Annotated in this window: 13 protein-coding genes; 6 read left to right on the top strand and 7 right to left on the bottom strand. The window is 48.8% G+C overall.

Going from position 1 to position 19,831, the window contains the following annotated elements:
- The first annotated feature begins 17 nt into the window (after nucleotides 1-17).
- The 4 genes from BGX12_RS13065 (at nucleotide 18) to fabF (ending at nucleotide 5,194) form a co-directional block, all read left to right on the top strand.
- Nucleotides 18-947: an alpha-E domain-containing protein gene (locus BGX12_RS13065; protein WP_109736488.1), complete on the top strand. Its 930-nt coding sequence runs from the start codon at nucleotides 18-20 to the stop codon at nucleotides 945-947.
- A 397-nt stretch (nucleotides 948-1,344) separates the two neighbouring features.
- Nucleotides 1,345-2,115 carry a DUF2334 domain-containing protein gene (locus BGX12_RS13060; protein ID WP_109736487.1) on the top strand — a complete coding sequence of 257 codons (771 nt, stop codon included), beginning with the start codon at nucleotides 1,345-1,347 and terminating at the stop codon, nucleotides 2,113-2,115.
- 2 nt (nucleotides 2,116-2,117) lie between these two features.
- Entirely contained in the window at nucleotides 2,118-3,860 is a 1,743-nt protein-coding gene (locus BGX12_RS13055) for an AMP-binding protein (RefSeq protein WP_109736486.1), read from the top strand.
- An 83-nt stretch (nucleotides 3,861-3,943) separates the two neighbouring features.
- Nucleotides 3,944-5,194 (top strand): beta-ketoacyl-ACP synthase II, encoded by a 1,251-nt coding sequence (gene fabF, locus BGX12_RS13050; protein WP_109736485.1) that lies wholly within the window; start codon nucleotides 3,944-3,946, stop codon nucleotides 5,192-5,194.
- 93 nt (nucleotides 5,195-5,287) lie between these two features.
- Here fabF and BGX12_RS13045 read toward each other — a convergent pair whose 3' ends face one another.
- Together BGX12_RS13045 and thiL are read right to left on the bottom strand one after the other, a co-directional pair.
- The gene (locus BGX12_RS13045) at nucleotides 5,288-7,222 is read right to left on the bottom strand and encodes a GspE/PulE family protein (RefSeq protein WP_233246394.1); all 1,935 of its coding nucleotides are present in this window, start codon (nucleotides 7,220-7,222) and stop codon (nucleotides 5,288-5,290) included.
- Nucleotides 7,219-8,208 carry a thiamine-phosphate kinase gene (gene thiL, locus BGX12_RS13040; protein WP_109736484.1) on the bottom strand — a complete coding sequence of 330 codons (990 nt, stop codon included), beginning with the start codon at nucleotides 8,206-8,208 and terminating at the stop codon, nucleotides 7,219-7,221. The genes BGX12_RS13045 and thiL overlap by 4 nt, the downstream gene beginning before the upstream one ends.
- Nucleotides 8,209-8,316: 108 nt before the next feature.
- On the opposite strand from thiL, the gene BGX12_RS13035 reads away from it, so the two are divergent.
- Together BGX12_RS13035 and BGX12_RS13030 are read left to right on the top strand one after the other, a co-directional pair.
- Nucleotides 8,317-8,748 carry a hypothetical protein gene (locus tag BGX12_RS13035; protein WP_146196345.1) on the top strand — a complete coding sequence of 144 codons (432 nt, stop codon included), beginning with the start codon at nucleotides 8,317-8,319 and terminating at the stop codon, nucleotides 8,746-8,748.
- A 15-nt stretch (nucleotides 8,749-8,763) separates the two neighbouring features.
- Nucleotides 8,764-9,753 carry a hypothetical protein gene (locus BGX12_RS13030; protein ID WP_109736482.1) on the top strand — a complete coding sequence of 330 codons (990 nt, stop codon included), beginning with the start codon at nucleotides 8,764-8,766 and terminating at the stop codon, nucleotides 9,751-9,753.
- 6 nt (nucleotides 9,754-9,759) lie between these two features.
- On the opposite strand, the gene BGX12_RS13025 is transcribed toward BGX12_RS13030, so the two are convergent.
- The 5 genes from BGX12_RS13025 to BGX12_RS13005 form a co-directional block, all read right to left on the bottom strand.
- The gene (locus BGX12_RS13025) at nucleotides 9,760-11,271 is read right to left on the bottom strand and encodes a carboxypeptidase M32 (protein WP_109736481.1); all 1,512 of its coding nucleotides are present in this window, start codon (nucleotides 11,269-11,271) and stop codon (nucleotides 9,760-9,762) included.
- 119 nt (nucleotides 11,272-11,390) lie between these two features.
- Nucleotides 11,391-11,657, bottom strand: a complete 267-nt coding sequence (locus BGX12_RS13020) for a hypothetical protein (protein ID WP_109736480.1) — start codon at nucleotides 11,655-11,657, stop codon at nucleotides 11,391-11,393.
- A 1-nt stretch (nucleotide 11,658) separates the two neighbouring features.
- Nucleotides 11,659-13,821 (bottom strand): right-handed parallel beta-helix repeat-containing protein, encoded by a 2,163-nt coding sequence (locus BGX12_RS13015; RefSeq protein WP_109736479.1) that lies wholly within the window; start codon nucleotides 13,819-13,821, stop codon nucleotides 11,659-11,661.
- Entirely contained in the window at nucleotides 13,814-14,734 is a 921-nt protein-coding gene (locus tag BGX12_RS13010; RefSeq protein WP_109736478.1) for a TIGR02147 family protein, read from the bottom strand. Before BGX12_RS13010 ends, BGX12_RS13015 begins: the two co-directional genes overlap by 8 nt.
- Nucleotides 14,735-14,855: 121 nt before the next feature.
- Nucleotides 14,856-19,703, bottom strand: coding sequence for an InlB B-repeat-containing protein (locus BGX12_RS13005; protein ID WP_146196344.1), 4,848 nt, complete (start codon nucleotides 19,701-19,703; stop codon nucleotides 14,856-14,858).
- Nucleotides 19,704-19,831 lie beyond the last annotated feature (128 nt).

The following is a 19,831-nucleotide window of genomic DNA, read 5'->3' as shown; positions in this document are numbered from 1 at the left end:
TATTTCGGAGTTTTATAATGTTAAGCAGAGTTGCAGATTCCATTTACTGGTTGGGCCGTTACATTGAACGTGCAGAAAACGTGGCACGCGCCATCGATGTCAATCTTCAGTTGCAGCTGGACTTGCCCGGCGAAGAACGCCCCTGGGAACCGGTGATCCAGACCGCCGGTAACGCCGATGCCTTCTTCAAAAGCTACGCCCACGTCTCTACCGAAAACGCCCTCACCTTCCTTACCTTCGATAAGGATAATCCCAGCAGCATTATTTCCTGCGTGGCTGCCGCCCGCGAAAACGCCCGCTGCGTCCGCGAGAGAATTTCCTCTGAATTGTGGATTGCCATCAACCAGTTCTATCTTAAGTTGAACGATCCCGAAATGCCCAAGCAGGCTTTAGCCGCACCCCACGCCTTCTACAACAGCGTGAAGGAATTCAGCCAGCTGACCGTAGGTATCATTCAGGGAACCATGACCCATGACGTAGCCTGGAACTTCGCGCGTCTCGGCACCATGATTGAACGCGCCGACCAGACTTCCCGAATTCTGGATGTGAAGTACTACATCCTCCTTCCGGATGTAAGCATGGTGGGCATGGCTCTGGATACCGTCCAGTGGAATGCGGTTCTCAAGAGCGTGGGCGCTTACGAAATGTTTCATCGCAAGAATTCCAATGTGACGCCCCAGAACGTTGCCGAATTCCTGCTATTGAGCGAAGACTTCCCCAGGTCCCTCCGCTACTGCCTGGAACAGGCCGAAATCAGCCTCAAGAATATTGCCTTCCCCGTAAAGAGCAACGCGGACTCTCTCCGTCTTCTCGGGAAGATGCGTTCCGATATGGCTTTCTCCACCATCGAGGAAATCATCAAGAGCGGTCTTCACGAGAAGATTGAAGAAATGCAGGTGAACCTTTGCGATCTTGGCACACAAATCTGGAAGGACTTCTTCTGTTAAATTACTGCTGATCCACACAGCAACAAAGGCGCACTCCATTCCAAAAAAAGCGCCGCGGCAGGGATTTGGTAACGCAAATTCCTGCCGTTTTTCGTCTAAAAACGCCATTTTTTCCACTAAACCATAAAAAAACGGGTCTTTTTCAGGTTCTTTAAAACACGAGCGTTTCTTTCTTTTTTTCTTACATACATTCGTTATCAATTGGAATAAAAAAGTAATTATCTTAGTAAGTCACATTTTGCTATTTTTCCAGGTGGATTATTAACTTCAACTAAAGGTGGTTCCTATGGGCAAAGTTCTCGGAAGACTCGCTTTACTCTCTGCAATTATTTTTGCAATTTACCACGTCTATATTTCCAGCAAGCTGGACAAGGAAAATTTTAACGGGTAGGTCACTATGGAAATGAATAAGGACATCGCAGACCTCCAAGCTGCAGAACAAAAACGTCATAAGGACAAGAAGTACATCCTCTGCTACCACAACCTCACTGTAAAGAACTGCAAGAAGGCCGTGGTCGAAATCCGCAAGATTGCCGAAGCCGCAGGCTCTCCTATCTCTATCGCAGTGGTGCCCTCCGTCGGTGGCGTACCTGAATCCGAAATCGAATACTTCCACGAGGAACTGGAAAAGTTCGTCAACGAAGGCTACGAAATTCTCCTGCATGGCGCTCGCCATCGTGCAGACCTGTTCATCAACAGAAATTTCATCGGTCGAGCAGCACTGTGGCTCTCCAACAATGGTGCAGAATTCGCCGGTTTGAACGAACGTTTCTCCCAGGCTTTGTTGAACCGCAGTCTCGCCCTGTGGAACGCCAACGGCTCCGGTCAGCCCACCGGCTTTATTCCGCCGGTATGGTTTGCCAACAAGCACCTCAAGAGTCAAGCACTTGAACAGTTGGATTACTACGAAGATCTGTGCCGCATTTACAAGAAAACCGACATCAGTTTCACATCCTTGAAGTCTAAAGTATTGACCTTCTCCGTCATCCCGCAGTTCCTGCTGGGTATCGCTCAGAGCGTCGCCTGCCTCACCATGCTTCTTCCCGGAGGCACTCCCCGTCTGGTCATCCACAACAGTGATTTCCAGACCATCGGCGAAAAGCGTCTGCTGAACATGGTTCGCTACGCAAGCTCTCTCCGCGAAAAGATCATGTACAGGGACCTCTAAAAATGATTTTAAACAAGTTTCTTTCCCGAGTTGATTTCAACTCCTACGAAGATCTCCACGAGAACTTCAAGATTTCCATTCCGGAAAATTTCAACTTCGCCTACGACGTCGTAGACGAATACGCAAAATCCGAACCCAAGCGCGAAGCTTTGGTTTGGTGTGACGATAACGACGAAAGCCATATCTTCACCTTCAAGGATTTGTCCGTTGCTTCCCAGCGTACAGCAAACTTCCTGGTAGATAACGGCATCAAGAAGGGTGACCGCGTCATGCTCATCCTCCGCCGTCGTTACGAATTCTGGTTCTTTATCCTCGCCTTGCATCGTATTGGCGCTATCGTCATTCCTGCAACCAACATGCTTTCCGCCCACGACCTGGAATACCGCTTTAACGCAGCGGACATCAAGATGGTCGTCTCCTACGACGAGCCGTCCCTCCAGAAGGAAGTGGAAACAGCAAAGGCAAAGAGCCCCTCTGTGGAAAAGCTGGTGACCATCGGTTCTGCCCGCCAGAACTGGATCAGCTTCTATGACGATTACGAAATGATGCCCAGGGAATTCAAGCGTCCCACTGGTGACGCAGGAACCACCAACAACGACATCATGCTGGTCTACTTTACCAGTGGCACCTCCAGCAACCCCAAGATGGTGGCACACACCTTTACCTACCCTCTGGGCCACATTAACACAGCACGTTTCTGGCAGCACGTAATTGACGGAGGCCGTCACCTGAGTATCGCTGAAACCGGTTGGGCAAAGGCCATGTGGGGTAAGATCTACGGTCAGTGGCTCGCAGGTTCCGCCGTATTCGTATATGACATGAAGGTCTTCATCCCGGGCAAGATGCTGGAGAAGATGGCACAGTTCAAGATTACGACCTTCTGCGCACCTCCCACCGCTTACCGCGCACTGCTTTTGCAGGATCTGAGCAAGTATGACCTTTCCAGCCTCACCTACTGCGTCACTGCAGGTGAAGCCCTTAGCTCCGACATCTTTAACAAGTGGTTGGAAAAGACAGGCCATAAGCTCCGTGAAGGTTACGGCCAGACTGAATCCACCCTCATTACCGGCAACTACGAATGGATGGAGCCCAAGCCCGGTTCCATGGGTAAGCCCTCCCCCGGTTACAACCTGGACATCATCAACCCCGATGGATCTTCCTGCGGTGTTGAAGAAGTGGGTGAAATCATCATCCGCATTGATGGCGGAAAGCCTTTCGGTCTGTTCGGCGGATACTACCGCGATGCAGAACGCACCAAGAAAGTTTTCGAAGGTGGCGTTTACCATACGGGCGACACCGCATGGCGCGATAAGGATGGCTACTACTGGTTCGTAGGCCGTACCGATGACCTGATCAAGACTTCCGGTTATCGCGTAAGTCCCTTCGAAGTGGAAGAAGTTCTCCACCAGCATCCGGCCGTTATGGAAGTGGCTGTGACTGGCGTTGAGGATGCTACCCGTGGTCAGGCCGTGAAGGCAACCATCGTGCTCCACAAGGGCTACGAAGCATCCAGGGAACTGGCCAAGGAAATCCAGTTGTTCGCAAAGAAGGTGGCAGCCGCTTACAAGAGCCCCCGCTTCATCGACTTTGTGGATGAACTTCCCAAGACCATCAGTGGCAAGATCCGTCGTGCAACAATCCGCGACAACGACAAGGCTGCAGCAGACGCTGCTAACACTGAAAAGCCCACTCCAGCAGACAACGCTTCCGCTCCCACGGCAGAAGCTGGCAATGCGGAGAAGTAATCTGAAATAAAAGTTCAAGGAATCCCGACGTGTAACAGCGTCGGGATTTCTATATTTTGGCAAAAACTTTTAACGAGAATCATATGACTAGAAGACGCGTTGTAATTACAGGTATGGGTGCAGTGACACCTCTTGGCCAGAACGTTAAGGAACTGTGGGATGGCATCCAGCACGAAAAGTGCGGCATTGGCCCCATCACTCTGTTCGACGCCACCGATTGTCCGGTGAAGATCGCTGCCGAAGTCAAGGACTTCAAGCCAGAAGAACACGGCATCGACCCCAAGGAAGCCCGCCGTATGGCACGCTTTACCCAGTTCCTGCTGGCAGCCTCCAAGGAAGCTGTGGCTGACGCAAACTTGAGCGAAGACGATCTTCACGCAGATACCACTGGCGTGATCGCAGGTTGCGGTCTCGGCGGTATCGATGTTACCGACTCCACTTTCAACCAGTATGTGGCTGGCGGCAAGCGTCGCGTTTCTCCTCTCGCCATGGCTGAACTTATCCCGAACGAAGGCGCTGCAAACGTTTCTATCAACTTGGGCATTACCGGTTGCGCCTGGACTGTTGCGACCGCATGCGCTTCTGGTACCGACGCTCTTGGTGTTGCCCTGGACGCCGTCCGTTCCGGCCGTCTGGACATCTGCCTTGCAGGTGGTTCTGAAAGTGGCGTGACCGACTATTCTATCAAGGCTTTCGCAGGCATGCACGCCTTGACCGACAAGTTTAACGACGCTCCCGAAAAGGCAAGCCGTCCCTTCGACAAGGACCGTTCTGGCTTTATCATGGGTGAAGGCGGTGCAGTTCTCGTTCTGGAAGAACTGGAACACGCCAAGGCTCGTGGCGCAAAGATTTATGCAGAACTGGCCGGCTACGGCGCTTCTGCCGACGCATACCACATTACCAGCCCCAAGCCGGATGGAAGCGGTTGCGCCAAGGCAATGCTCCGCGCCATCAAGGACGCAGGCATCGAACCCACCGACATTGACTACTACAACGCACACGGTACTTCCACCCACCTGAACGACGTTACCGAAACAGCCATGCTGAAGCTTGCCCTGGGCGATCACGCTCGCAAGATCAAGGTTTCCAGCACCAAGAGCATGACCGGTCACTGCGTCGGTGCGGCAGGCATCTGCGAAGCCCTCATCAGCACTTTGGCTATCCGCGATTCCTTTGTTCCGGCCACCATCAACTTGGAAAATCCGGATCCGGAATGCGACCTGGATTACACCCCGAACAAGGGCGTTTCCATGAACGTGGATGTTGCCGCTTCCGCCTCTCTCGGCTTCGGCGGTCACAACGGTATCGTGATCATCAAGAAGTACAACGGTTAATGACGCAAGGGGCTCCGCTCCTTGGATTACCTGCAAAAAGGACCTTCCTTAGGAAGGTCCTTTTTCTTATTACAAGCGCTTGTGAACAGCGGATTAATCGTCCGCAGCGGATGCACCCACGGCCTGTTCCAGAGTGGTAATACCCTGAAGAGCCTTGGAGATGCCATCCATACGCAGTGTGATCATATCGCATTCCTGCATAGCGGCTCGCTTGATCACGTCACCGGAGGAACGCTTAATAATCAGGTTACGAACGGATTCGTTAGGCACCAGGAATTCGTAAATACCGGCACGGCCCTTATAACCGGAGCCATCGCACTTTTCACAGCCACGGCCGTGGAAGAACTGCATATCCGGAGTCAGGTGAAGTTCGTTACGCATTTCTTCAGAAATTTCGTAAGGTTCCTTACAGAACTTACAAATGCGGCGCACCAGTCGCTGAGCCAACACGCCCTTAATAGCGGTAGACACAAGGAAGGGTTCCAGGCCCATTTCCAGAAGACGAGGGAACGCACCAGCAGCATCGTTGGTATGGAGGGTACTGAAGACCAAGTGACCCGTCAAAGCAGCTTCGATAGCCATTGAGGAGGTTTCCTGGTCACGCATTTCACCGATCATGATCACGTCAGGGTCCTGACGGAGCAAGGCACGAATGCCCGCGGCAAACGTAAACCCGGCCGCATTGTTGATCTGTCCCTGGTTGACACCGTCGATATTCAATTCCACAGGGTCTTCCATGGTAGAAATGTTAATAGTACTATCAAGAATTTCACCAATAGATGCGTAAAGCGTAGTAGACTTACCGGAACCCGTAGGACCGGTCACCAGCACGATGCCGTTAGGAGCGTTAATGGCGTCGATGAACTGCTTGAGGACGCGGGGGTCGAAGCCCATGTCCTTCAGCGGGAACTGACCAGAGTTCGGGTTCAAGATACGCATAACGATCTTTTCGCAAACGCCGCGCTTACGGAGAGAAATGGGGAAAGAAGACACACGAAGGTCAACTTCGGAGCCTTTGTATCGCACCGTGAAACGACCATCCAAGGGCTTACGCTTTTCAGCAATGTCCATCTTGGAAAGAAGCTTGATACGGGACAAAATCTGCGGCATCAAACGAGCCGGAATGGGGGACATGACCTGGAGGTCACCGTCAATACGGTAACGGAGCTTCAGGTAAGTTTCCTGAGGTTCCAGGTGAATATCGGAAGCCTTACGGGCAATTGCTTCGTGAATCAAGGTAGTCACGATCTTCACGACCTGGCGACCTTCTTCGTCACTCAGTTCTTCTTCCTGGTTGCCCTGACCACGTTCCACGGTTTCAAGTTCTTCACCATCCTTGGAATCACCGATAAGGTCTGCAAGGGATTCTTCGGAAACACCGCCGTGGCCCGCAAAAATGCGTTCGATAGCCTTCTTCACATCTTCGTCGGAGGCCATGACCACATCCACTTCCATCTTCACCTTGAAGCGGACTGCGGTAATGGTACGCATGTTGGTGGGGTCCGTCATGGCGATCGTCATGACCTGACGGGACTGATGGCGTTCGTCCTCGGTCTGCTGAACAAACAGAGGCACAACCTTATACTGCTTACACAAGTCTTCTGGCAAGTAATTATAGGCTTCAGGGTCTATATGGAATGTTTCCAACTTAACGTAGGGAACTTCGAACTGTCTGGAAAGAATTTCGATAAGACGTTCTTCGGGCATAAAGCCCAAGTCCACCAAAGTACGTCCAAGACGCTTACCCGTTGTCTTCTGGGTTTCCAGAGCCTTGTTCAGCTGATCTTCGTTAATATAGCCCTGAGCCAAAAGCATTTCACCAATACGCATCTTGGTGGCGGACTGCATCTGTACGCCCAGAATGCTCGTCAACGTATCTTCGCTGACCATACCCAGGCGAACGAGAATCTTACTCAACATAATGCCGGTACGTTTATGTTCCGACATTGCATGAGCCAGCTGGTCTTCGTCAAGGACGCCCTGACGGAGCAGCAACTGACCTAAGTTCATCTTAGTATTACTAATCATAAATGCGACCATGCCCGCGGTTCAACGGGCACCTTTTCTCCAGATTGGCAAAGCATGGCGACCTTCGGTTCTACAGCGTTCACTGTAGCAACCCCAATCTTACACACCTCACCCAAAAGCACATTTTTGTTTGTAAATATACTATCTGGCAGGGAATTGGCAAACAGAAGTTGATATTCCTCCCCCCCATTTAGAGCGAATTCAAGGGGCGAAATTCCGTAATATTCACACATTTTGACCACTTGCGGGTCAATGGGCAGTTTTTTCTCGTCAATTTCGATGGAAACACCGGAGGAATGCGCCAGGTGGTTCAGTTCCGAGGAAAGACCATCGCTAATATCCATACAGGCGCCGTAAGCATTCATACGGGCTAATTCTTCCCCGCTGTGCTCAGGAATTTTCGGATTCAGGTGGTACTCCACCAGTTCCGGAAACTTAGCACGATCCTCGGGATGGTTCAATAGCAGCCAAAGCCCAGCGCCGGACTTTCCCAAAGTTCCGTTTACATACAAATTATCTCCAGGCTTCAAGGCGGTGCGAACAAGAGGTCTATCTCCAGCAAGCTCACCCAGCAAGGTGGTGGAAAAAACGCCTTCTTCCCCAGATACGGTATCACCACCAATCAAGGTGATGCCTCGCTTGGCAAAACCATCCGAAAGAGCCTTACGGACTCTAGCCTTTATCTCGTCGGACCAATGGCGATTCAAGCAAAGTCCAAGCAGGGCGATACGAGGCCTAGCCCCCATGGAGCAGATATCGGAAACATTGGATACGATATGCTTTTCCACCGCCTGCTCGGGAGTGGACCAGTTCAGGCGGAAATGGGTATTCTCTACGGAAAGATCCTTCGTCACCACCCAGCCATCGAAAATGGCAGCATCATCCCCTACCCCGAGCCAGGTCCTGGTTTTCGGGGCAATCTCCGCAAGGGGTGTCGCATTCTGCAACAGGGATTCTATAAACTGAAATTCGCCAAGTTTTATCATGGATAACAAGTACTTTTCTTGATTTTTTCAGTGAAAAACTAGATTTTTTCAGCAAGTCTACATTCCCCACATTTGGAGAGTTTTCGCTTTTTTTCTAGATTTACAGGCATGGGACACATCTTCTTTATATCCCCTTCCGCACCGGGCAGTTTGGACCGGCTTTGCCAATGGACCTTCCGTTGGCTTTTGGAACATGGGGACATGGCGGAAGATTCAACCCTCTACACCTGCAACTCCATCGAGGATGCAACCAACCTGCTGGAAAGCGCCCTGATTATCGGCCAGTCCCCGGCACTGATTATCCTGGATCATTCGGACAAGCCTAGGGAAGAAAACCTGAACTTCAGCAAGCTCCTCCACGACAGCATTCCTGAATCCTGGATTGTGGAGTTGGTCCCCGATGACATGCCTCTTCCCAAGGAAGAAAGCGGATTCTTCTGGGTCCGTCGCCCTGTTCGCGAAGAAGAATGGGCAGCCACCCTGCAGCAGGTCCTTTTACGCAACGGTTCCCCTCAGTGGGCCGAACGCAACGAGATTTAATCCCAAGGGATTTTTATGGCAAAGGTCAAGATCAGAGGCGTAAGCTATTTTGGCGTACGTAACCCTAAGCATGTTCTATCCGACATGAAGGAAATCCAGAATAAAGGCTTTAACGCCGTACTGCACACCTGGAGTGAAGAAGACCAGCAGTACTACTACGACACCATGAAGGACATCGTAGACGGTTCTGCAGCCATGGGGCTAAAGGTTTACGTCAATCCCTGGGGTGTCGGTCGTGTATTCGGTGGCGAAGCCTACTCCGAGCTGACCGCCCGTGACCATGACATGTGCCAGATTGGCGTGGACGGAAACCCCAAGGTAGCCGCCTGCCCCAACCATCCCCGCTTCCGCGAATATATGCACCGCTGGATCGAGACAGTCTGTAATACAAGTGTAGACACGATTTTTTGGGACGAACCCCACTTCTACTTCGAGAAGGGCGGTCTGGAAAAATGGAGTTGCCGCTGCGAGACCTGCAAGAAGAAATTCCAGGAACGATTCAATTACGACATGCCCGCACAGCTCTCCGATGACGTAAAGGAATTCCGCGAAGACAGCCTCATCGACTTCCTGAAGGAAATGACGGAAGACGTACACGCCCACGGAAAGTGCAACTGCGTCTGCATGCTCCCTCCCTGGTTCCCCGCAGGTCTAGACGATTGGGAAAAGATCGCCCGTCTGAAAAGCGTCGACGAAATCGCCAGCGACCCCTACTGGGAACGTGGCGCCACCGCAGAATGGGTCCGCGAAAAGTATGCGGAAACCGCTGTCAAGCTGACCCAGGCCGCAGCCAAGTACGGCAAGGATGTCCAGATGTGGATCAAGGCCTACCAGATAGAAAGAGGCCGCGAAGGGGACCTTGCCATCGCTACGGAAGAAAGCATCAAGGCAGGCATCCAGAACGTTTTCGCCTGGAGCTACCGCGGTACGGAAACCTTGAGTTGGCTCAAGTCCGACGACCCCACGACCACTCAGGCAACTTTCGAAAGCGCGCTAGGGCTGTAGCGATCCTTACAGGTCGTAGATTTCGGAATACTTCGTTTCCAGATAGTCCAGGAAATCCTTGGGCGTAAAGTCGCGTCCCGTAATGTTCTTGATCCAGGTCTTAGGAGGTTCACGATCAGCGCGGGCCCACACCTTCTGCTTCATCCAGCCATTAATCTTCTGGAAGTCTCCGGAGCGGACAGCAGCCTTCAAGTCAAATTCGTTCGCCATTTTGTTGTAATACATGGCATTGTACATGTTGCCCAACGCATAAGTAGGGAAATAGCCAAAGCCGCTTGTCCAGTGAATATCCTGTAGAATTCCTTCTGCATCATGGGCAGGAGCGATTCCCAGATATTCCTTGTACTTTTCGTTCCACAGTTTAGGCAATGCGGAAATATCGCAACCTCCCCCATTTACGATCATCCGTTCAATTTCGTAACGAATAATAATGTGGAAGGTATAGGTGAACTCATCCGCTTCCGTACGAATCAGGCTAGGCGTTACCGTATTCATGGATTCGTAGAATTCCTGTTCGGAGACACCTTCAAAAACGTTGGGGAACAGCTCACAGCATTTAGGATAAATTAAGGAAATAAAATCACGACTGCGGCCAATGCGGTTTTCATAGAAACGGCTTGTACTTTCGTGCATGCCCATAGTCTTGTTGAATTCAATATAATGGCTATAGTTTTCCGCCGGCTGGTTCTGTTCGAAAAGGGCATGACCCCCTTCGTGAATAATGCTGAACATGCTGGAATAGAACGCATCCGGATAGTAGTGGGTCGTTACTCGGGTATCGTTCTTCCCCATCTCGATGGTAAAGGGATGTTCCGTCGTCGCAAACGCACCGCGATTGAAATCAAAGCCCATGGTTTCCAGCAGGTACTGAGCGCATGCCTTTTGAGATTCATCAGAAACAGGGCGGCTCAAAAAATCCGTACGGATTTTCTTCTTGCTGGCCATAATACGTTTCAGTAACGGTACCAGGCGTTCCTTGCATTCGTTAAAGGTCTCATCCAGGTCCTTGCTAGACAATTCACGTTCATATCCATCAAAGATTGTATCGTAAGGCGTTTCCTTGCGATCCTCGTGAAGATTGGCTTCACGGATTTGTACATCACGAACTTCAGCAAGGCTAGGAGCAAAAATACTGAAATCCTTGGATTGCTTTGCATTGAGCCAATTGACATAAGCCCGGTTATAAACCAGGGAACGTTCATGCTGCATTTCGGGAGTGATGTTCTTTTCCTTGGCAAAGTCACGATGGAGAGATTCCGCAAGGGCCACATCAAATTCATCCGTCAGTTCATCCCGATGTTCATAAATGTACTGACAGGCCTCAATATAGGCTGGATCCTTCTGGAGAATAAAAGCCTTGTTACTGAGGAACGCATCCACTTCACCCTGCTCCTCCATACCGCCCTTAGGGCAGATGGTCTGCTGGTCAAAATTCAGGACAGAAGAGGCATGATTGTACATGCGAACTTCGGAAAGAGTTTTCTTAACGAGGGCAAGAGAATCAGAAAGTTTAGACATGACGAACCTTTTAACAAGGGATGTAATTGTTTCCGCAAGAATTTATAAAAACGACAAAAAATGAAAAGCCCAGGCAGCGTCTGGGACTTCCATAGGGATGTACGCAAATTACGTGCCACCTATTTCTTTTCGGCTTCAACTTGTTCCGCCGCCTTCTTGGCGGCTTCCTGAAGTTCCTTCAATTCCTGCCAGGTAGACTTAGTCTCCCCTTCGTTCTCCTTGGTATTGAACAGTACACAAAGAAGGGCGAACACCGCCATATAGAAACCGATGGCAGCAAACGCTCCCAGAAGTTCGTAGCCAGAAAATTCAGCTACCTTTAGGTAGACCACCACAGAAAAGCCTGTAGAAATCAGGAAAAGAATTGCAGGAAGTTTTTTCTTCATATTAACGGGGACCTGTTTTTTTCTTAAGAGTCCAGGCAAGCTTTGCGTCAGCAGCTTCTGCGGCATATTCATATTCGGGCTTATAACCGAATGCGTCGCTAATCATTTCCTTGCCGCCGTTCACATACCAGTTTTCAGTCATTTTCACAAAGCCGACAGTGGTATCCACAGCAACGCCATCTTCCCACAATCTGTAGAGGGAAACGGCATTGTCCTTGGTGAAAATGTTCTTCTCGATGTAGCAACGGGCAGAATCCGTACATTCCACGCCATAGTGGTCTACGTCCATAAAGAAGTTGTTGTAGGCATGGAGCATACCGGCACGGGCAAATACGCCAGACACACTCATATTGGCAAAGTAGTTATGATGCATGGTCAATGTCTGGAACGTTTCCTTGAACAAGTCCGGTTCCAAGCCAAACAGGACACCTGTTTCCGCATTCTGGAACTTGGACCAGGAAATCGTCACATCGAAGGAGCCGCGCTTCATGTCAATCTGATAAATCGGGTATTCATCGAAAGTACAATGGTCAATCCAAATCTTGCTGGTAATGTTGTGCAGGGAAATAGCCCTGCGCATGGTAGAGTCCTTTTCGTAAAGGGATGGCGCATTGAAAGTGATATTTTCAAAAATCACTTCCGTAGTACCATCAGTCATGATTCCTGTTCCAGTAATTTGGACATCGCGACCGCGGCCATCAAAAGTCTTGTTAGAAGCAATACGGAGAGGAGACCCCAAATGGTACTCACCGCTCTTTTCAAACAAAACCCAAGCTGCAGTATCGCGCATGGCACAATCACGCAAGGAACCAGGAGCCACAATGACCTTTGTCCCCACGTTGCCCAAAGTATCAATATTGGTGGAATCATCCACAACGATGTAATCTTCCTGAGTGGTCACGCGGCAAATGATACCACCTGCACCACCTTGAATACCGGCAGCATAACCTTCTGCAGAAGCAATCAGGGCATCGTGTGCAGACCAATCTTCAGAGTAGACGGAATAATCCTGATTTTTGGTCGCAGCATTTTTCACCACACTTTCATCGATTCCACCGAGGGTCACATCATCCAGGAACAGGGTATCACCATCGATGAGTCGGAAATCAATTCGACCCACCTTAACATCCTTATCGGAAGCCTTACCATAAGGCTTCATATCTTCAATTGCGAGGGCGAAGCCTTTCCAGACTTTTTTCAGTTCAACTTCAGCTTCGTAGCCACCTTCTGTAGAATCGCCGAAACCACCGAAGGAAACTGCAACACGCAAGGTTCCATTACCGCGGGCAGAGAACATAAGAGAATCAAGCCCCGGCAAGACATAGGCCGAGTCAGCATTTCCCAGAAGGAACCCGATACGGTTTTCGGTACGGGCACAGCCGCCAGAAGCGCAGCCCTCGCTACCGGAATACTTGCGGGTAAGATCCTTATTCCAGAGGGGCATCACGTTCTTCCCTTCGGCATCCAGGGCATACCACCAGCCATCCCCAAGGATTTCGCCAGTAGCGGAAATTCCCGTAAAGCTTTCGAAGTCTTCCACCACAAAGCCACGGGCCCTACCCAGACTTACTTCCGGTACTTCAGAGCCTGCTTCTGCGGCAAGCTTGATCGTCCCGCGATTGGAAAGGCTTTCAATCTGCAAATCAAAACTGCCTGCAGGAAGAGAGTCAATTACAAAATAGCCTGCACTATCAGGAACCACATAACGGTCCAGGCCAGCAATGCGAATGACAGAAGGTCCCTGGCCGGCGGCTACACGCCCCTGAATGGTAGTAAGTTCCCCCAACTCAATGACATTGGAAATCTCGTTTCCAGAATTCAAGGTCACATAGGTAACAGCGCCTTCCGCATTGTCACCAGAAGTATTTCTAGCTTCAATGGTGTAAGAACCGTTGGATACATTTTCAAACTTGACTTTACCTTTGTCATCCGAAACGATCCATTCTGCGTCAGCTAATCCATCGGACATATAATCTTCGGACAGCATGCGCACGCGGGTCATTGCAGCAGGAGAACCATCGGCCAGCTGAATCTGGAGCGCAATGGTGGATTCCGCCTCGGTACCGCCAGCAACATCCTTCTTGTCGGAGCAGGCGGTAAGGCCCAAAAGCGCAACCAGGGAAACGGGAAGTGCACTGCGTAGGAACGAACGAAGCTTAATCATCGGACTCCTCCTGAGAAGCTACATCATCAGACACGTCACCATTGCGCAACTCCTCACCAAGGATCTTGCGCTTACGTCCACGCCTTACAGGAGGTGGATAGGGATCACTTAAAGGAAACAACTGCATTCCCAACTGGAAAACACGATTGGGTTTCTGACACTGGCCTACTTTCGCAAGAATTTCACGACGGAACCTGCGTACCATTTCCACAAGTTCGCTGTAGGTACTTTCGTCACAGGCAAAAGCCAGAGTGGATAGATTTCTTTCCTCGCGATCGAAGCGGTCAATTGCGGAAGTTGCCACATTCAGATTCTGTTGGATGTAGGAATTTACGGCGGTGCTGTAGGATTCGCTACCGCTAGATATCAAGCCCTGGGTCTGTTCATAAAAACCGGTTTCTGGATTCTTGCGGATCATGGAAAGTCGTTCCAATAAAGCAATAGAAGACTTCACCTGACTAGCGGTAATAGGCGGACGCACCATCAAGCCTAAAGCAGCGTCATCGCCCACGTAAGGATAAAAAGTCACCAGTTCGCGAATAACCGCATGATACCAATGATCGAAATATTCAAACTGATCGCGGGCAACTTCCTCAACCTTGCATTCCTTAGTCGCCACCAGTTTTTCCAGATACTGACGACTTTCAGAATGATTTTTCGCCTGGTTAAAGGAAACCATGTCGGAAAAGTACTGCTTCTCTCGCTCGTCACGACAGAAAATATCCGCAAAGACGGACACCAGGCGAGGTGTCAAGTTACGCTTGCCCTGAAGAATCTTGTTGAACATGGAAGCATCAAAGTCCGCCTTTTCTGCAATAAAGCGATGACTAAAGCGCCAGTCACTTGAATGGCGTTCTTCGTATGCGTCTCTTAAAAATTCTCGATAGTTCAAATATTCAAAAAGATTAATCATAAAGGGAACTAAAATATTGCAGATATTTTCGGTTTAGGACTATACAATATCAATATAAAAAAAGTGCGGACAAAAGTCCACACTTTTCTTCTTTTAAAAGTCTACAGTTGGCGATATAAGTCTACTTTACAATTACACTCTTCGTCAAATCCGCAATTTTTACCAGATAACGTCCCGGAGACTGGATTTTCAGGACGAAATCCGTTGTTCCTGCGATGCCATTTTGCAAAGTACGTCCTTGCATATCAAATACAGCGTAAGCGCTCCCCACGCGAACATTCGTCACCTGAATGCCGCGAGAAATCCCGTAAACCCGGAATTGGGCAGCTGTCATTCCGAGAGCAACAAGAGGATTCTCGCTACTGCTGGATTCCGCTTCAGAACTGGAGGATTCTGTATCCACAGAAGAAGACGAAGTAACAGAGCTGCTTGAAACATTTTCAGAACTGCTGGAAACATCAATGCTGGAAGAACTCTGCACAGAACTGCTAGAACAGGAGATTGTGCTACTGGAACTTTCCGGTCCGAGATCGTCCTTGTTCAACTGCAGTCGTGGAAGTTTGCGAACGAAGGATTCCACCACTTCCCCATCAAGGACAGGATGATCCACATTGGGCAACTGCACCCAGGCTGTTCCATCCAGATTTTCATCCTTGTAGTCATGCAACTTCTTCGCTACCGTGCCATCGACGAATTCTGCCAAGGTCGCCTTGGTGTCGCCAACATCAGGCAAGGAGTTATAGGCATAGTAGCTATTGACAAATTCTACGGGCATTGATTTATAAGTACCGCCAATCAGGTCTCCCACTGCAGAATCGCCAACCACAGTAGCCATGCTGTAGGTATTCACCACTGAGAAATCACTGCCAGCAAAATACCCAAAGAGACCGCCCACAACTTTCAAGCCTGTCACCGTACCCACGTTATAGGAATTCCATAGACGAAGATTGCGAGAGGTTTCCCCAAAAAGGCCACCAATAGCAGCAGATCCATCCACACTTCCTTCGTTATAGGAATAGTAAATGCTAAGAGAACCTCCGCTACTCAACTTTCCAAGTAGACCGCCCACATCGCTTCTTCCATAGACATCGCCCTTATTATAGGAGTTTGCGATAACCACATCTGTCCCGTGGAATACACCTAATAGACCACCACCCAGATTACCCATCTTTGTAGAATCGGACTTACCGCAATTTATTACAGTTAGAGTGTCGTCATCATCAGCATAGGCAACCAGACCGCCTCCATACCGGTACTGGGCATACACATAACTTTCGCTATGTACATTTTCCAGCAGGAGATTGGAAGAACCATCCATAACAGAGACCAGCGAACTTACCCCTTCGTACCCCTTGAAATAGGAATCCTTAATATCCAAATCGCGGATAACGGTTCTTCCGAAAACTTCTTTTATAAAGCCAACATAATTTGCAGAAGAACTAAAGAACAAACCTGAAATGGAATGTCCCTGACCATCAAAGAGACCACTAAAGCGAGTAATGGGAATCCATCTCTTGAACTTGGAAGAATCTGCGACATTTAGAGTACCGTCCACAAGAACGTTCCTATTGACCACAATATCTGCAGTCAGCTTTGCACAAAGGACGCGACCCTCATTTTTACTATCGTCGTAAATCTTATTCAGAGTTTCTGCAAACAGGAAAAGTTCTCCATCATCCCCGATTTCATAGCAGTTCTCTACAATATCCGGATAATGCATCCACTTGGCGTAATAAGTCTTTGCTCCTGTAGCGTCCTCAGGAATTTCTGTGACTGGATAACCGGCGTAGGTAGGATTATCGTACCAACCATCAAACACATGATTTTCTCTTGCAGTAAATGGCAAGGCCATTGCCACCCCTTCCACATACTCGCTATAGTATTCTCGAGTATCACCGTCAAAGGTCACAAACTTGACACTGGACTTTATAACATCCTTACTCAAGTTTTGAATTTTGCCAGAGAACACCGGGTGAGAATCCACACCCACATTCTGGCCCCAGACGGAACCATCCATACCATCGCCATGATAGTTATGCAGTGCGGTCGCCACAGAACCATTCTTATACTGTTCCAGCGTTACCCAAATGGTACTACTATCGGAAGCAAGTATTGTCGCTTTAGAAGGATCCATCGCAACACCGAACACATTCTCAAAGGAGTATTTGCCAGAAATCCAGCTTGCACCAACCCAAGCCATTCCATGAGTAGGATTGGGATTAACCAAATCCACACTATAGGAATTTCTGACAGACAGGGAATCCGCCACACCATTGACTAGGCCAAAACCGCGATTCACAAAACCTACATTAAAGGAGTTATCAATAGAAATCACACCCCTTGCATATTCCACAAGACCTGCGGTCAAACTTCCGAGAAGAGCACCACCATTGTAGCTTTGTGAAATTTCAAGATAATCTGCTTTGGAGTACCCAACAAGGCCACCCACTTCGTAGCCATGAACCGTAGCTCTGTTATAGCTATTGCGGATAAAGAATTTCTTACTACCCTCATCCACCTTCCCCACAAGGCCGGCTGCCGTGCGACTCCCTCTAAAGTAGGAATCCACAATTCCAAGATTCTCTATTTTGGAAGGATACAATTCATCCACGCTAAGGGCATTACCGATAAAGGCAACCGCATTTGTATCCATGGCATCATTGTAATACAGGCCAGAAATAACATGGCCCTTTCCATCCAATGTGCCGTTGAAATTTCTGATGGGATTCCAAACAATGAAGTTGCGGCCATCCCCATTCAGCAGGCTATCCTGGACAACCACATTCTTATTCACCACGATGTCTGCGGTCAATTCGCCACAAATCGGGAGCAGATCAAAGCGAGACGCTTCTGCAAGAAGGGCAAAGCCATACAGTTCCTCTGCGGTTCCAATCTGGTAGCACCCCTTATCCGACAGTTTCGGATTTTTCGGCACAATGGAATTTTCCTTATTGACCGTAATCTTCCCGATTAACTTAGGATATTCATCCTCTCCAACCAGCTGTCCCCATACGGAGCCATCCACCCCATCCTTGTTGTAATTACGCAACTTGGTAGCAACGGTACCGTTCTTAAATTCAGCAGAGGTAGCGCCGTATGCGATTGTATCCGAAGTTGACTTTGTTTGATAGAAGGAATTTTCAATTACAACACCAGAAGTAGAACCATGGCCAAGCAAACCGCCTTCCAAGGCCTTGGTTTCATAAAAATTCTTGGCGAAGGAATTGATGATTGTCAAGGAGTCCGATCTTGAGCCAATCAAGCCACCAAAATTACGTTCACTCGAAGGACGATAAGACGATGTGCCTGCATAGTAGGAATTTATAATTTCAATTTTTCCACAGCCTTCCCCAATAAGACCGCCCTTGGATATCAAGCCACAGTCACAGCCATAACCTACAGCACCCCTAAAATAAGATTCCTTGATAGAAACATTTTTGGCGCAACCCACAAGACCACCTGTCATCAAGTCTCCATGGGGTGTACCTACTGCATAGCTGTTAATGATATCCACATCAAAGGCATCGCCAACAAGAGAACCAACGCAGTAACGGGCATCCAGGTACACACCTGTCACCCCCAGATTCTTGATGACAGAACGTTCCGTTACTGAAGCAGAAAAGACACTTCCAAACAAGCCAACATTTACAGTATCGACCGCATGCTTGGCATAACGATTAATTTCCAGGCCATGAATAGTAAATCCGTTACCATCAAATATTCCACTGTAATTCTGGATAGGAATCCAGTAGGTCCATTTTTTGTCGTCATTTCCATAAGCGGCATTCAAATCAATATTCGCAGTCAGCTTTCCGCAGAATGATCTGCTATCTCTACTTTTGCGATTAACAGCCTTCGCAAAGCCGAATAGTTCTTCTACAGTTCCAATTTCGTAGCAACCGTCGACTAATGCAGGGACCTTCCCCCAACGGGCATAAAGATTCAGGTCCCCCGTCATTTTACTTTCAATCTCTTTTATAGGGGCTTTAGACAAGTCCTCTTCTTCGTACCAGCCAATAAACACATAGCCTTCACGGGTCGGTTCAGGGAGAACCATCCCACGTTCTTCCAAGTACCGATCCGGATACGGTTCATGTTCTGTATAGGCGTTCCAAGTAATTTTGGAGAATTTCAAATCCCCATCATAACCACTCATTTCGCTCTTGAACAGAGGATAAGGATCAGAACCCACCACCTGTCCCCAGGCTGCTCCATGAGCATCACTACGCAATAGAGAAGCGATTAAGCCATTTTCAAAATCCTCATACACAACATTTGTAAGATAAACTCCCTCTGACTTTCGATAAGAGCCTATATAATAGACATTGGTGGCAATCTCATATCTACCAGTATATCCATACAATTTTCGAACAGGCTTAGAAACTACATTCGGTTCCAAATCAAAAGCATTTGTGATAATCAGCCTACGAACACCCGTAGAACCTAAATCTCCAATAAAACCCGATTTTGACTTCGATACATTGTAAACGTTTTCCATATACAACACACCTGTATCCAATTCAGCCACGAATCCTGCAGAATTTGGGCCTTCGAAATAGGAGTCCTCCAAGCCAAAATTCTTGATAACGATTGTATCCCTTGCAGCAGTCTTTGTGGAGGCAAACAAAGCAGCCCCAACATCTTTTTCGGTATAATCAGGGTTGTTGAAATACAAACCTGAAATAGTATGGTACTGACCATCGAAAACGCCTCGGAAGTTTTCAATGGGAGTCCAAACAGAAAAGCTGTTACTGTCTGCACTTAGAACTCCGTCTTTCAAAACGTTCTTGTTTACGACGATATTTGCAGTAAGCTTACCACAGGCAGCGGGATCTTGCGTCATCCCGTTAGAACCGTTTACAATGGCTGCAAAGCCATACAGTTCCTGGGCCGTACCGATTTGATAGCATCCATCCACAAGTTTCGGTTTTGCAGGTATCACTGTTGCAGCACTTACAAAAGAAACCAAGGACAAAGCCAATGTGATATAAGAAAAAATTCTGGCTCTTCATCAACATGTGTGGGTGGCTTCGCCACCCTTTTTTGTTGACTTTCGCCTAAATTAAACAAAAAATGGGCTATTTTCTAAAATTTAAT

The sequence above is a fragment of the Fibrobacter sp. UWR4 genome, from assembly GCF_003149045.1.
In the GTDB taxonomy this organism is placed as follows: domain Bacteria; phylum Fibrobacterota; class Fibrobacteria; order Fibrobacterales; family Fibrobacteraceae; genus Fibrobacter.
The sequence above is the reverse complement of the archived record's forward strand: the minus strand, read 5'-3'. Positions and strand labels throughout refer to the sequence as shown.